The organism is Veillonella sp. VA137 (genome assembly GCF_003992015.1).
In the GTDB taxonomy this organism is placed as follows: Bacteria; Bacillota; Negativicutes; order Veillonellales; family Veillonellaceae; genus F0422.
Window position 1 is genome coordinate 1 of the sequence record NZ_RQVK01000012.1, and the last position, 17174, is coordinate 17174.

Consider the following 17174-nt stretch of genomic DNA (forward strand, 5'->3'; position numbering starts at 1 on the left):
GTATATATTGTTTAAATATGTAATTATACCAATTTTGAATATCAAGATAATTTGTATTGAAAAAAATCAAAAGTGGAATATATAATAAGGATAACAAAATTAAATATAGATAAAGTAAGAAATGCAAGACCTTTATAAATTTATAAATATAAGTAAACTTATGTATTAACCGACTATAGCTTCATCACAGATCGAGTTATAGTCGTTTTTTTATAAAGGTTTGTATACAAAAATGGTATCTATTATCTACTCTGGTATTGATAGTTTTAATAAAGGAGAGTGGCTATATGTCATTGAATCATATTTATAAAGTTGTTTGGAGTAAAACAAAAGGTTGTTATATTGTTGTATCAGAACTAGCAAAACGAGTAGGTCGCAATAAGGCGAAAGCTATTGTCATTAGCTCTGCTGCTATGGCTATGGCGGTGAGTTCAGTGATGACAAGTACAGTCAGTGCGACTATAAATCAGGCAGGCACAGGGGGAAATGAGAGTGTTGCTTTTGGAGAGCAATCGACTGCAGGGGGATCTGGTGCTGTGGCCTTGGGGAAAACGGCTACAGCTAGTGCTTCTGGTGCTGTAGCCTTGGGGCAAGAAACAAAAGCTGAGAAGAACAATGGTGTGGCCATAGGTAAAGGAGCAAAATCTACAGAAGACAGTGCAATTGCCTTAGGTTTTGGATCTAAATCTACTGGTAACTGGTCAGTTGCTATTGGGTTACAAACTAATGCAACTAATAAGCAAGCAGTGGCAGTAGGCTCCAGAAGTCAAGCAAGTGGTGAGAATTCCATTGCTATCGGTAATGCTGCAAATGCATCGAATGAATTCAGTGTTGCCTTGGGTAGTAGTACAACATCAATGAATAAGTTCACCACAGCGGTCGGTGGAAAAACTTTTGCGAATCAAGAAGGAGCTACAGCTTTAGGATATGAGGCTAGAGCTACTGCTAAAAATACAATTGCTATAGGTAACTCAGCGAAGGCAGAACAAGAAGGAGTCTTAGCCTTGGGAGCGCAAGCATATGCAAAAGCAGCTGATACAATAGCAATTGGTAACTCAGCAACTGCCAAACAAGTGGGAGATATCATCATTGGTAAGGATGCAAAAAGCCGTGACCAAGGTGGGGGACGTAGTGTTGCCATTGGCTTTAAAGCCATGGCGGGAAGTAATAGAAATGGTCATGAAAAAGATGATGCTAGTACGGGAAGACGGGGAGATGACGGTAGTGTAGCTATTGGTACAAATGCCTATACAGGACTTAATAAGGATAATACTGCCGTTAACAATTCAGTTGCGGTCGGTGCTGGTGCAGGGGTAGGGTATCGCTCCGTAGGGGATGATGGAAACCCTCTTGGCGTTGGTACAGATGCAGATGATAATGCAACTGTATTGGTGAAAGCTTTTGGTGGGACTACCAGTAAATTGGATTATTTCAAAAAAACAGGAAAGGCCCAGTCAGAAGGGTTCTTTTCGTTTCAAGGCGTAGATATTAATGAAGGTACAGCCTTAGGCCGTAACACCCGTGCCATTGGTGACCAATCAGTAGCCATTGGTGCGCAATCTGTAGCCGGTATGGGTTCTATCGTTATCGGTGGTAATGATATTCAAGCCTATGACCAAAAGAAATATTTTAAAGCTAAAAATCCTGATAGTGGAGAGGCTAAAGGCGTCAATGATTATAATGCTGAGGTAACTCCAGGGACAGGAAAAAATGGACAACCTATTACGATTGCCGATAAATATAAGGAGCTTGTAGGTGTAGGTTTAGATAGATCTTGGCGAGCCAGCTATGGTCAAGATGGTTCAACCGTAATCGGCATGCAGGCACATTCAACTACACCATTAGGCGTGGCGATTGGTACAAACTCTATCGTTCGAAAAGGTGCTTTTGGTGCTACAGCCATCGGTTCTGGTGCTTCTGTAGTGGCGAATGCAGAGGCGGCAGTCGCCATTGGTATGGGCTCGGAAGCACGAGGTAATTATGCAGTAGCGGCTGGTACAGCTGCACGAGCAAAGGAGTCTGCAGTAGCTTTTGGTTATAGTTCTCAAGCAGATGTAAATGCTGTTGCTGTGGGTAATAAATCAGTATCAAAAGGTTCTGCCGTTGCTGTTGGTGATGAGTCCCAAGCAGTTGAAGCTTCTGTAGCCGTAGGTCAATTGGCAAAAGCTAAAAAAGTGGCAGATATTGCGGTAGGTCAAGGTGCTGTTGCTTCTGGTGAGCAAGGTGCTATTGCTATGGGCTTAGGAACACAGGCACAAGGTGATTCCTCCATTATGATTGGTGGTTCCGAAATTACTAAGGTAGCTGCACAAACTGTGAACTATCAAAAAGAGAAAAAAGATGCACAAGGCCACACGATTATCAAATCCACTAAAAAGACAGAGACCATTGGCGGAGAACAAATTGAACGAACCATCCGTTCGGTAGAAATGGAGAACACTAGTGGTACTATCCAACAAGCTTATGGAGAGTTAACAAATGGAGGTACCTTAAATACAACTACATTAGATTATTCCTCAACAACAAATAAAAATGGTCATGGATCTATTTCTATGGGGGTACATTCCTTATCTACTGGAGATTTAGGAACGGCGATTGGTACAGGTGCTCGTGTGACAAAATTAGGTGGTGTAGCTTTAGGTACAGGCGCTATTTCTGAGTTACAAAATGGGGTAGCTATCGGGACTGGTTCTAGAGCTGATATGAATTCTATTGGTACTCGTCAAACAGATATTTCTTATGATAATGAAGGTAAAATTGTACCCTTTGATAGTAAAAAAGTAGCTTATACATTCTATTGGGCAGGTGGCACAAATACTTCTGAAGGTGACGTAGTTTCTTTTGGTTCACCAGGGGCAGAGCGACAATTGAAAAATGTAGCAGCTGGCCGAATTGCGGACGATTCTACGGATGCTATTAATGGTTCTCAGTTGAACTCCATTACAAAGCGTATGTCTAATGGTTGGTCTGTAGAAGCTGAAAAAGATAAAACTAGCTCTGGTGTATTGAAATTAAATGGAGCGCTAGCTACAAAAGGAACTGAAGTACATTCTGCGGATGGTAAAACAACAACACGAGAAAACCCTGGAACAGCTACAGGCAATATCGATAAGATTCGCCTTAGTGATGAAGTGAAAATTCGTGTAGGTGATAATTTGGTGTTACATCAAGAAGATGCATCTAGACCAGTGTATGAAGATCCAGATAACCCAGACCGTCAAACAGGAACACGTGTAACGTCTAAATTTACATATTCCTTGAACCCAGAATTGACGGGGCTAAAAAGTGCTCAGTTTAAAAATGATGCAGGTGATACGACTGATATCAATGGTGCTGGAGTGACAGTCACTCCAGTAACTGCGGGGAAACAACCTGTTTCATTAACTACGATAGGTTTGAATAATGGTGGCAATGTGATTTCTGATGTGGCAGGTAATTTGCCGAGCACTAAAAATAACGATGCAACTACAGGATCAAGTAATGCCACTACATCCCAAGCAGCCCCAATGTTAGGGAATGCTGCGAATCAAGTGAATCCGACCAATGCAGCCACTGTATCTGACGTATTGAATGCTGGTTGGAATTTACAAGGTAATAACAAAGCGGTAGATTTCGTGAAGCCTTATGATACAGTGAACTTTGTCAATGGAGATGGCACGACAGCTACTGTGGAAAGTGCAGATGGTAAAACATCTACAGTGAAATACAGCGTAAACCTTGGCAATGGCTTGAAAAAAGATGATGCGACCAACAAAATCACTGTGAGCGCAGCTGACAAATCCTTAACTGTTGGAACCGATGGAGTTAAGGTTAATCCAGGGGATAAGTCATTAAAAACAACAAATGCTGGTTTAACCGTTAATACAGCAGATAAGTCTTTAGAAGTAACAAATGATGGCTTAAAAGTTAAAACAGATGGTACTACGATTACCACTGACAATACTGCTGGATTAAAAGTTGTCACTGGCGGTATTGAATCTGTTATAACTGGTGCTGATTCTGGTACTGTGAAAGTAAAAGATGGTGACAAAGGTAAAATTGCTACTGTAGATTCTGTGGTAAATGCTGTGAATAGTGCAGCGTGGATTGCTACCTCTGAGAAAACAGCTGCTGGTGAGTTAGGCGCAGCACCAACAGATCAATCTGTGAAAGCAGGCGACAAAGTTACTTTTGAAGCAGATAAGAACATCAAGATTACACAAGCAGGTAGTAAATTTACTTTTGCTACTAGAGATGACGTATCTTTCAATACTGTACAAGTAGGTGGCAGCACAGGCCCTAAATTAAGTAAATCTGATGCGGGAGACCTTAAAGTATCTGGCCCTAATGGTACAGATCCAGTGAAAGTTACAAATGTAAAAGATGGAGATGTTTCTGCAGATTCCAAAGATGCTATTAACGGTAGTCAATTCCATAAACTAGCGAACAATACTATCCAATTAAAAGGCCAAACAGATGATAATGCTGCTACAGAAACTAAGAAACAAGCATTAAATAAAGAAAATGGGATTGCTTTCACTGTTAAATCTAGCGATGGTACTTTGCTAGAAGTGAGCGCAGCAGAGGATACGATCACATTAAAACCAAAAATAGCAAGCCTAACAACAGGAGCTGATGGCGTGCCAACAGCGGATACGACAAATGGCAAATTGGTGACTGCTGATCAATTGGTGAATACCTTAACAGAAATGGGTTGGAAAGCGACAGCAGATAAAGATGGCTCTGGTATTGTGTCTGGTGCTGCTACAGAGTTGATCAAAGCAGGTAATACAGTAACTTTCAAAGCTGGTGACAATTTAGCCGTTAAACAAGATGGTAAAAACTTTATCTATTCTTTACAAAAAGAATTAACTGGTCTAACAAGTGCTGAATTTAAAAACCAAGCTGGTGATAAAACTGTAATCAATAGTGATGGCGTGACAATTACACCTGCTACTAATGGTAAACAACCAGTATCTTTAACTAATAATGGTTTGGATAATGGTGGGAACCCAATTACTAGTGTAACAAGTAATTTAGTTAACTATACAGATCCTGAAGTAAATGGTGTACAACTAGCTAAAAATAGTTTGCGTAATCTTAATGATAATTCTGTAGCGAATACAAATGCTGCTACTGTAGGCGATTTGCGCAACATGGGTTGGATTGTGTCCTCCGATAAAACAACAGGCGCTAAGGGAACAACAACTACCACTGCATATTCTGAGGCAGTAAAAAATGCTAATGAGGTACGATTTGTCGGCGAAGGTAGTGCTATTGTATCTGGTAAAACAGAGGGTAATGTTCGTACTATCACTGTAAAAGTAGATAATCAAACAGGTATCAACAAAACTATGACTCCTGTGAATTACACGAAAGCAGATGGTACGAAAGTATATCCTCAAGAAGTGGATAATGGAGATGGAACTAAGACTGTTAAATTTTTTGAAAATCCAGATGGTACAGGTAAAGAAATTCCAAGTACAGAAGTCATTACCTCTGTGAACGGACCAAAAGGAACAACTACGCCAACTACATTGTCTAACATAAAATCTAACCTTCCTGATACAAAAAATAGCGATACTGCCAATACAGCAGATGCGCCAAGCAATGCGACAAAATCTCAAGGAGCACCAAATATAACAAATAAAGATGGCGACAAATATATCAATCCAAATAATGCCGCTACTGTATCTGATGTATTGAATGCTGGTTGGAATTTACAAGGCAATGGAACTGAAGTAGATTTCGTAAAAGCATATGATACTGTAAACTTCATCGATGGCGAGGGGACAACTGCAACAGTGGCAAGTACAGATGGCAAAATATCTACTGTAAAATATAGTGTAAATCTTGGCAAGGGTTTACAAAAGGATGATACAGGAAATACAATTTCTGTAAAACCAGCAGATAGTTCTTTAGTTGTTGATGATGCGGGTGTGAAAGTTAACACAGGTACGATCAATAATGTTACTACAGGTGACAAACCAGGTACTGTGGAAGCCAATAATGGTGATAAAAATAAAGTCGCTACGGTAGGTAATGTTGTTAATGCTATCAACAATGCAGCATGGACGGCTACATCTGCGAAAACAAATGATGGAGAATTAGGAAAAGAAGCCACTAATCAACTTGTTAAATCAGGTGACAAAGTTACTTTTGAAGCGGATAAAAACATCAAGATTACACAAGATGGTAGTAAATTTACATTTACCACTAAAAATGATGTATCTTTTGATACAGTACAAGTAGGTGGAGATCAAGGTCCTAAGTTGTCTAAAACAGATGCGGGAGACTTGAAAGTGTCTGGTCCTAATGGTACGTCTCCAGTGAAAGTGACTAATGTAACATCTGGCTTAGATACATATGGAGATAATGTACCAGGTACAACAGATAAAAACCGTGGCTTAGTTGATTTATCCAAACCAGAAAATGGACAACCAAAAGTGAGCGACAATACAGCCGCTACTGTAGGTGACCTACGCAATATGGGATGGATTGTATCTGCCGATAAAAAGACCGGTGATTTGACTAATGTGTACTCTGATACAGTGAAAAATGCGAACGAAGTGAAATTTGTAGGTGCAGGTACTGCCATCGTATCTGGTGATACAGTGGATGGTGTGCGTACTATTACTGTGAAAGTGGATGACCAAACGTCTACGAACAATGCTGTAACACCTGTGGTATATACAGATAAAGATGGCAACCAAGTATATCCAACTGGTAAGAAAGATAAAGATGGTAACCAAATCTTTAATACAAAACCAGATGGAAAAGGAGCGGATGTAACAGGTCCAGTAAAAACGACTATCAATGGACCAAAAGGAACAACAAGTCCAACATCCTTAAGCAATGTTAAAAATAACATTCCAAATGTGAATGATGGATTCAAAACAATTACAAATCCTGATGGTATAGAAAAAACAGGAGATGTAGAAAACATCAACAAAGCGCCATTAACAGCGGAAGAAGCAGCCGCATTGGCAAATCCAAAAACGAAAGATGGACAAACAAATCCTAAGTATATTGGTAACAATGCAGCTACAGTGTCCGATGTATTAAATGCAGGTTGGAACTTACAAAATAACGGCACTGCAAAAGACTTCGTAAAACCATTCGATACTGTGAACTTTGTAAATGGTGTGAACACAACAGCTGTGGTTACTACATCTGAAGATGGAACCACAAGCAATGTAACGTACAATGTAACAGGCTTACCTGTCACATACACTACAGCAGATGGAACACCAGTATCTAAAATTGGAGACGATTATTATACAGTGAATGATAAAGGTCAACCAATTGATGCAAATGGTAAGCCAAGTACGAAGGTGAATAAAGATGGTAATCCTGTGGATGAAAATGGAAACGTTATCAAACCAATTGATACAACTGCAAACCCATTAACATCTTCTTTGGTGAACCCAAATGTTAAAAATACAGATGCTGAACTAAATAAGAAAACTACAGATCCTACACAATTAGGAAATGTAACATCTGGCTTACAAAAATACGGTGATACAGTAGATGGAAAAGAAGTTCCAGGTTCTACAAAAGCGAACCATGGTTTAGTAGACTTATCGACTCCAATAGATGGTTCAAAACCAAAAGTAAGCGATAACACAGCTGCTACGGTAGGCGATTTGCGTAATATGGGGTGGATTGTGTCTTCTGACAAAACAACAGGAGAAACAGACAAGGCCTATACAGATACCGTGAAAAATGCAAATGAAGTGAAATTTGTAGGCGAAGGGACAGCCAACGTATCTGGTAAAACTGTGGATGGTGTTCGTACTATCACTGTGAAAGTAGATGATCAAGTATCTACTAATAACTCTGTAACACCTGTGAACTATACTAAAGCAGATGGAACAAAAGTATATCCTAAGATGGTTACTAATCCAGATACTGGAAAAGAAGAACTTAAATTCTTTGAAAATCCAGATGGATCTGGTGCAGAAGTTTCAAAAGATGATGTGGTTACATCTATCAATGGACCAGAAGGTACAACAAGTCCAACTACATTGAAAAATGTGAAGAACAACATCCCAAATGTAAATGATGGAACAGAAGACATTACAAAACCAGATGGAACTGTGGTAGGTAAAACTCCTGATAGTGGCAATATTAATAAAGCACCATTAACAGCAAAAGAAGCGGCAGCATTAGCAAATCCAAAAACAAAAGATGGACAAACAAATCCTAAGTATATTGGTAACAATGCAGCCACAGTATCTGACGTATTAAATGCAGGTTGGAACTTACAAAACAATGGGGAATCTCGTGATTTTGTAAAATCATATGATACAGTAAATTTTGTAAATGGCCTTGGTACTACCGCGGTGGTAACAACTCGTGAGGGTAACACGGCAAGTGATGTTACATTTAATGTAAAAGCAGCTAATGGTTCTGTAACAGTTGACGAAAATGGCGTAAAAGTAACTACAGGTGAAATGAAACCAGCAGTAGGTACGGATAATAAGGAAACAGGAGCTATTGCTACACCTGCAGATCCAGCTACAGCTAAACAATTAAAAGAAACCTTAGCAGCTGCTGAAAAAGACTTGTCTGCAGCACGAGAAGCTTTAAAAGACGCAGAAAAAGCATTAGCAGCTAATCCGAAGGACCCAGCATTACAACAAGCTGTGGCAGATAAGAAAGCTGATGTAGCAGCTAAACAAACACCAGTAGACGCAGCTCAAAAAGCTCATGATGAGGCAGGATTGAACAAAGTGGCTACCGTACAAAATGTAGCGGAAGCGATTAACAATGCAGGATTCAACTTAAAAACATCTGCTGAGGGGGGAGAAAAACTTACTGGAACTAAGGATGATGGGGAGTTAATTAAACCAAGCAATACTGTGGAAATGGTAGCAGGCAATAACTTGACTGTGAAGCAGGATGTAAATGGTAAAATTACATACGCTACAAAGGATAATGTGACTTTCACCAATGTGGATACAGGCACATTGAACGTAGGTAGCCCGAATACATACACAGATGGCAAAGGTAATACGTACACGAAAGTGGGCGACAAGTACTACAACCCAGCTGATGTGGTGAACGGTGCTCCTAAACAAGATGCAACGCCAGTGGATGTAACAACACCTGTTACACCAGTAAGCCCTGTAACGATGAAAACAGAAGCAGCGAAGCCGGCTACGAACAATGCTGCTGATGCGCAACCATCTTCTGCGTTGAATATCACAGCGAAAGATGGCAAACCGACACAAATTATAGGTGTAGGTTCTACGTTGAATACAAATGTGGTTACAACAACTCCAGAAGGCACAGCAACGAAACCAGGTGCAGTACCAGATACAAAACCAAAAACTGAGGATGCTCATTTAGTAGACTTGAATGGCACAGCTGATGCGCCTGTCAACAAAAATGCAGCAGCTACAGTAGGAGACCTACAAAATATGGGTTGGGTTGTATCTGCGAAAGATGGCAATGGCTACAAAGATGTGGTGAAAAATGCTAACGTAGTAGATTTCAAAGGTGGTAACGGCATTGAAATTACTGGTAACACATTGGCTGACGGCACTCGTGAGATTACGGTAGGCATCAAAGAAGGGGAAGTTACGAATAAAGTAACGATCACTCGTCCAAATGGTAAGAAAATCAAAGCACTTAGAGTTGGAAATAATTTCTATAAGGTAGATAAAGATGATAACGTCACAAGTATCAGAAAAGATGAACATAGTAATTTAGTAGGTACTCCATTAAGTGTTAATCCTAAGGAAGATACAATTACTAATACTGGTTCTGGTGTTGTAACTGGTAATACAGTTGCTAATGCGATTCAAGCATCGGGGTGGCATATAGGTCTTGGAGAGACTGATAAAGATTTCAGTAAAGAAAGAAAAGATTACGATAAAGTAAATCCTAATGATCATGTGAAATTCGTAGATGGCGCTAACGCAAACGTATCTATGGTAACTGTAGATGGAGTTAATATGGATGGTATTAAGGAAGAAACTACATTTGTCAAAGTAGATGTGAATAGAGATCTTAAAATTGATTCTGTCACAACTGGCGGCACAGCAGTTGATAAAAATGGTAACAACCTTGTGAAAGTAGGCGACAAGTACTACAAAGAGTCCGACGTTGATCCAGTGACAAAACAACTAAAAGAGACTGCTAAACCAGTTTCACCAGCGGATGTAATTCCAAGTAAAGATGGCGCTATGGCTGTGAAAGACGCTAAAGGTAACGATGGCGTATCTGCTACAGCTAAAGATGGTAAAGGTACTTTAACATTGAAAGATGCTGGTAAAGATGGTAAAGATGCTTCTCAAGTAGATATTTCTACAGCAAAAGCACCAGCTGATTTGAACGATACACCGAAAGATGCAGTTCATGCCAATGATGGTAAATGGTATGCTCCAGCAGATGTGGACGTGAAAACTGAAAATGGTAACACTGTGGTGACACCAAAAGCTGGTAAATCTCCAATTGCAGATGCACCGACTATGGATCGTATCCAATACAAAGGTACAGATGGTAAACTTCGTGACGTTGCGACTATGGATGACGGACTTCGTTTCCAAGGTGATGACGGCGAATCTATCAGCAAACCATTGAACTCTACCGTACAATTGACTGGTGGTAACCGTGAAGATACAGGTAAACCAGTAGCGAAAGATGCCACAACAACAGGCAATATCGGCGTATTCAACACAGATGGTAAATTGTCCGTTCAATTAGCTAAAGACTTAGATAAATTGAACAGCGCTAACTTTGAAAGTAAAACTGACAAAGCAGGCAACCCATTGAAAGTAGTAGATGGTAAATACTATCCTGAAAAAGCGGTTGTTAAAGAAGGTAAAGTATATCCTGAAGGTACTGTCATCATTGATGGAAAACCATATCCAGCAGGTACCATCAAAGATACTACTGGTAAATTGGTGACTAATGGTCAACCTGCTACAGAAGCTAAACCATTGAATCCAGTGTCTAATGATAGAATCCAAGAAGGTCCTACATCTAGATTGACTGGCACAGGATTGACTTTCAACACGCCTACACCTAAGGATGAAAAAGGTAATCCGTTAGTATTAGTGGATGGTAAATACTATAAAGCTGATAACCTAGAAAATGGTAAACCAAAAGCTGATGCAAAACCTGAACCAGTGAAACCGGCACAATCTACTGCATTTACTCCAGATGGATTGGTGGTAACTCCGGAAACGGCTAAAGTAAGAGATGTGAATGGTAACCCTATCATTGATAAAGATGGTAGAGAAGTAGTAGATCCTACGAAAGTAGTATCCTTCGGTTCTCCAACAATCGTGGTTGACCCTAATACAAAAAAACCAATGGTAGATGCAAATGGAAATCCAGTGATGAAATCTGGTATTTCTGCAGGTGGTCAAGTGATGGCAAATGTGGCACCAGGTGTCCTTGATACAGATGCGGTTAATGTATCTCAGTTGAAAGGCGTATCTAATGCGGTGATGAATGTGAATAACCGTATGAATCGTATAGGTGCACAAGCAGCAGCCTTAGCAGGATTACAGACCATTCAGTACGATCCATTAGAGCCAACTCAAATTTCTGCAGGCGTAGGACATTATAAAGGTTCTAGCGCATTAGCATTGGGCGTAAATCATTTCAAAAACGAATCCACAATGTTCCACCTAGGAGCATCCTTAAATGGTCATGGAGATGAAACTATGATGAACGCTAGCGTGACTTGGAAATTCGGCGCACGTGCTGATGAAACGGCTGTAAAAGACACATTTCGTCAAGGACCTATCAGTGCATCCTACACATTACAAGACAAAGTGTCTGCCTTAGAAGCTCAGACTAGAGTACAAAAGGAACAGTTGAAAACGATAAAAGGGTTAGAAAAACAGGTAGAACTATTGAAAGAGTTAAATGAAAAGCAACAAGAACAAATTGCTGAGTTATTCAAACGATTAAGTGAAAAATGATAAGAAGATTACATTTGAGTTATTGAGTGTAAATAGGATAAGCTTAGTAATAATGTGGGTGTGTGAGCATATAAATTAGTCCTATTTCAGATACAGCATCACATGTATATGAACATAGGAAGGATTATATGCTTGCTATCCCTAAATAAACTGAGTAGAAATGTAAAGAAACTTCTAAAAATATTTTTATATATGTTCTAGTGAACATGTTACATACATGAATAAAATTTAAAAAATTCAATTTGAATAGTATACACAAATGGTATATAATAAATTAAAATTAATTCTGTTTCAACTTGATTGATACAAGACCTAGCCGAGCAAGATGACTAGATCGGAAGATGAGAGGAACAACATGAAGAAACAAAAAGTAGCAGTGTATGTGGCAAGTATGTTAGTGTTGGGAAGTCATGCAGTAGGTTATGCAGAGGGAGATTCCCATTTTGTAGAGAGTGGACAAGTTACAGGAGAAAAATCTGTAGCTATTGTAAGCACAGCGTCAGTTAATGGTGCGTCTGCCATCGCAATAGGGGATACTTCTAAAGTGGAAGCGAATCATGCTGTTGCCATCGGTAAAAATTCTAAAGCTAGCGGAGAATCGTCTGTAGCGATTGGGGATCAAAGTGAAAGTATAGGGATTAATAGCTTGTCTTTAGGAAAAGAAGCTAAAGCGAATGGAGAATCTTCGGTGGCCATAGGCACACAAAGTAAAAGTGTAGGATCTAATAGTTTAGCATTTGGTAAAGAAGCGAAAGCTAACGGAGAATCTTCCGTAGCAATAGGCCCACAAAGTGAAAGTATAGGAACGAATAGTTTGGCCTTTGGAAAGGAAGCTAAGGCAACTGGAGAATCTACTGCGGCCATAGGAAAAGGATCAAAAGCAACTGGAGCATCTACTATAGCTATAGGTACACAGAGTGAAAGTGTGGGAACCAATAGTTTAGCTATAGGTAAAGAGTCAAAAGGGACTGGAGAATCTACGGTGGCCATAGGTCTCCAAAGTGAAAGTACAGGGACTAATAGTATAGCTATCGGTAAAGAAACTAAAGCTACAGTAGATGGAGCTGTCGCTATAGGGGTTAACTCCATTGCAGATAGATCAGGGAAAACGGCTAGTTATATTGGCTATAATCCAATGAGTAATACACATTATAAAGTTGGTGAAGCTGGGGCGGATAATCCAAAGCTTGAAGCCTTATATGAAAAAATTCGTCAAGCTAATTATAAAGTACTACAAGCAGAAGAAGAGGTTAAAAGAGCGGAAGCAAGTAAAGATGCTGCAGTTATAGCAACTGCGAATGCGCAAAAAACTAAAGTAGATCAAGATCTGGTCGATGCAGAGAAGGCTTATGCAGCAGCGATAGAAGAAGCTAATAAAGCGGGTAATGATGCTATAAGTAGTGCTTGGAATGCTACGGATGGGGCGGTGTCTGTAGGCGGTATAAAAGATGGAAAACAACATACTCGTCAAATTACGAATGTAGCAGCAGGGTATGAAGATACAGATGCTGCCACAGTAGGACAACTACGGGTGCTTCGTAATCGCTTAGAACGAGAAAAACCACGATATATCTCTATTAAAAGCCGTGACCTTGGTGTAGATAGCAATGAACTGAATAATACTGCCACAAAAGAGGGGGCGATTGCCATTGGTCCAAGAGCGAAATCGGAAAGTGAAAACGCCATTGCTATTGGGCGTAATGTACAAATCGGTCAAAACTCAAAAAATACAGTAGCTATTGGTATTGGAATTGATAAGACTGGTACGAGGAGTGTCAATATAGGGGAAGGCACAAGTACATTAGGTGAAAATAGTACAGCTGTGGGTCAAGGTGCAAAAGCAGGAAATTCTGCGTTGGCTATCGGTGGTTCGGCTCGAGCTGAAAGTAAGAATAGTGTGGCAGTAGGTCGCGCGGCTACAATTGGAGCTAGTGCATTAGGAGCTACTGCGCTTGGTGATTCAGCAAACTCAGATGAAAGTCAGTCAGTCAGTGTGGGATATAGTGCACATGCGTATCAATTTGGATCTATTGCTGTAGGGGCTCACACAGAGACCCATGGAAATGGATCTATAGCTATTGGTCATAATAGTAAAGTTGGAGAAAGTGGCAACCAAGCATATGCTGGAATCAGTATTGGGATGGACTCCAAAACAGTAGTTAGAAATGGTGTTGCATTAGGCACAGGCTCTTATGCAGATCGGGCTGTAAATTCTACGTTTAATCGTGGCTATGATCCATCCTTACATGGATCTCATTTTGCTGATGCTGCAGCAGAGGCAGCAGTACCAAGTTCAGAAAGAAGCATATGGAAAGCGACTGACTCAGCTGTATCTGTAGGGAATGGTCTTTCTGGTTATCGTAAAACCCGTCAAATCATTAATGTAGCAGCTGGTGGAGAAGATACGGACGCTGTCAATGTAGCGCAGTTAAAAGCTTTAGAAAAACGTAATACAATCTTGGCAGGTAATGATGTGCCGTTTAAGGCAGATGGTACCGTGTCTGATGCTACTCCGGACACACGTGTGTATACGCCAGGGGATAAAGAAATTAAGATTCAAGGTAAGGCAAATACTGTATATGGAGTGGCTCCACAAGCTGGCGCAAAAGCTCCAGATGGTAAAAGTGAGTATGCAGCGCCAACGTTATATAGCTCTGACAACTTGATTACCTACAAGGATCCAACAGACTCTATCTTGCGAATTGGCATGCTGAAAGCACCGACTTTCACAGGTATACATTTTGATAATCCTGTGATGAATATTTCCTTAGGCAGTAATGATAAAGGGCATTTAACCTTAACGACTGGTGGCAAAGGGGATGGTGCTACATCCACCACAAGCCCTGTATTGACAGCGGCTTCTTTGAAGGATGTATTAAAAGCTGAAAAGGGTATCAAAATCACTGAAAAAGATGAAGGAGAATATGGTAAAACATACACATTCAGCTTGAATAAGGATGAGTTGAAAGGTGATCCTGACTTCAAAGGTGATAAGGGTGATCCTGGTGCTAAAGGTGAGAATGGTACAAATGGTAAGTCTGCCTACGAAGTATGGAAAGAAATGTCAGGTAACGGAGAGAAAACAAAAGAAGAGTACCTAGCATCTCTAAAAGGTGAACGTGGAGAAACTGGTCCACAAGGTATCGCAGGACCTAAGGGTGAAACTGGTGCTGATGGTAAATCTGCTTTCGAAGTGTGGAAAGGAATACCAGGTAACGAAAATAAAACACAAGATGACTTTATCAAAGCCATTACAGGAGCCAACGGTAAAGACGGTGCAGCAGGACCTAAGGGTGAAGCTGGTGCTGACGGTAAATCTGCTTTCGAAGTGTGGAGTAAAATGCCAGGCAATGAAAATAAAACGCAGGATGACTTTATCAAAGCCATTACAGGAGCCAACGGTAAAGACGGTGTAGCAGGACCTAAAGGCGATAAAGGTGAATCTGGCGTAGTAGGCCCTAAAGGCGACAAAGGTGATGCTGGGAAAGCCGGTAAAGATGGCGCTAAAGGCAAATCTGCTTATGAATATTGGAAAGAAATCAAAGGTAATGAAAATAAAACAGAAGATGATTTCCGCAAATCTTTAGAAGGTGGTTCTAAAGGAGATAATCATAACTATGAAAAATTAGAGCGTCAAATTGGTGAACTTGGTAGTGATTTACAAGAATTACGCAAGGAAAGTCGTAGAGGCGATGCGCTAGGTGCTGCATTATCTGCATTAAAACCAATTCAATATGATCCATTAGAACCAACACAAATTATGGCGGGCGTAGGACATTATAAAAATGTGAATGCCGTAGCATTAGGTGTGGCTCATTATACTAAAGAATCTACTATGTTCCATGCTGGTGTATCTATGGTACGTGGTGACACTATGGTGAATGGCGGTGCAACGTTCAAATTTGGTAATAGTCCAGAGAAAAAAGCTGTACCAGAACGCTATCGTAATGGCCCTATTTCTTCTGTGCTAGTATTGCATGATGAAATGGTAGCTCTGAAAGAAGCTTATGGTCGTGAACTTACAGTTCTAACAGAGGAAAATAATAACTTACGTCAAGATATTGTGACATTACAACAAGAAATGCAAGAATTACGAGCTATGGTTCGTAAATAATAAAAGGGTCCTTCGGGACCCTTTTTCTATTTTGAACAGATGTTTAAACCTATTATATATTAGTATGCGTTATTTTTTCTGTTATAATTACATATACAATTAGCAGTTATGAAAGCTGATATAGTGGGTTACAGTTATATTGTATTATACATAAAGAGAACAAAGGCAAGTTGAGCGAATCAACTTGCCTCTGTTGTTGTATAGTTAAGTATGTATGATAGTTGTTGGTGTTTATTTTTATTTGAAGGAGTCTATTCTAAGTGATTCCATTAGAATGCTGGAAGAATAGCACCTTTGTATTTGTCTTCGATGAATTTTTTGATTTCAGGGCTTTGTAGCGCTTTGATCAATTTTACGATTTCATCACGTTTTTCATCGCCTTCACGAACGGATACGATGTTTACGTATGGAGAATCTTTAGTTTCTAAGAATAATGCATCTTTTGTTGGGTTCAGATTAGCACCTAATGCAAAGTTTGTGTTAATCACAGAGATTGTGGAATCATCTAACGTACGAGGTAATTGAGCAGCCTCTAATTCAACGAACTTCAAGTGTTTAGGATTGTCTTTGATGTCTTGTACTGTAGCAGAGATGCTGTTAGGATCGTTCAAAGTGATTAAACCAGCTTTGGAAAGTAATAGTAATGCACGACCACCATTTGTTGCATCAGATGGGATAGCTACTTGAGCGCCATCTTGTACGTCTTTCAAATCTTTTACTTTTTTAGAGTAAATGCCCATTGGCTCGATGTGTACGGCACCTGCTGTTGCAATGTGAGTACCTTTTTCTTTGTTGAAGTTTTCTTGGTAAGGAATGTGAGCGAAGAAGTTCGCATCAATTTCTTTGTCGTTCAAGGATACATTAGGTTGTACATAGTCGCTGAACTCAATGATTTCCAATTTGATACCTTCTTTAGCAAGGATTGGTTTTACTTGCTCTAGGATTTCAGCGTGAGGTACTGGGGAAGCACCAATTTTTAATGTTTTACCTGCATCGGAACCAGTGGAGCTAGTGCCAGTGGAACCACAGCCACCTAATAATAAGGCAGCGCCTAATACAGCCGTAGCGGCTAAACTAAATAATTTCTTCATGTCTTATCTCCTTTTCTTTGTGTACTTACATAGTGAATTTCTACTTGC

Annotated in this window: 3 protein-coding genes; 2 read left to right on the forward strand and 1 reads right to left on the reverse strand. The window is 40.0% G+C overall.

Features of this window, described 5'->3' with window-relative positions; all coding sequences use genetic code 11:
• The first annotated feature begins 287 nt into the window (after positions 1 to 287).
• Together EO116_RS06480 and EO116_RS06485 are read left to right on the forward strand one after the other, a co-directional pair.
• Entirely contained in the window at positions 288 to 11921 is an 11634-nt protein-coding gene (locus tag EO116_RS06480) for an ESPR-type extended signal peptide-containing protein (RefSeq protein WP_127161139.1), read from the forward strand.
• 355 nt (positions 11922 to 12276) lie between these two features.
• Positions 12277 to 16035 (forward strand): YadA-like family protein, encoded by a 3759-nt coding sequence (locus EO116_RS06485; RefSeq protein ID WP_164726094.1) that lies wholly within the window; start codon positions 12277 to 12279, stop codon positions 16033 to 16035.
• A gap of 269 nt (positions 16036 to 16304) precedes the next feature.
• Here the strand turns inward: EO116_RS06485 and EO116_RS06490 are convergent, their stop codons facing one another.
• Complete coding sequence (locus EO116_RS06490) at positions 16305 to 17126, reverse strand: MetQ/NlpA family ABC transporter substrate-binding protein (RefSeq protein WP_127161141.1); 822 nt, start codon at positions 17124 to 17126, stop codon at positions 16305 to 16307.
• Positions 17127 to 17174: the final 48 nt, after the last annotated feature.

What these genes read in the sequence shown, in the direction of transcription:
- EO116_RS06480 (WP_127161139.1), top strand. Translation starts at nt 288, where the DNA reads ATGTCATTGAATCATATTTATAAAGTTGTTTGGAGTAAAACAAAAGGT.
- EO116_RS06490 (WP_127161141.1), bottom strand. Translation starts at nt 17,126, where the DNA reads ATGAAGAAATTATTTAGTTTAGCCGCTACGGCTGTATTAGGCGCTGCC.
- EO116_RS06485 (WP_164726094.1), top strand. Translation starts at nt 12,277, where the DNA reads ATGAAGAAACAAAAAGTAGCAGTGTATGTGGCAAGTATGTTAGTGTTG.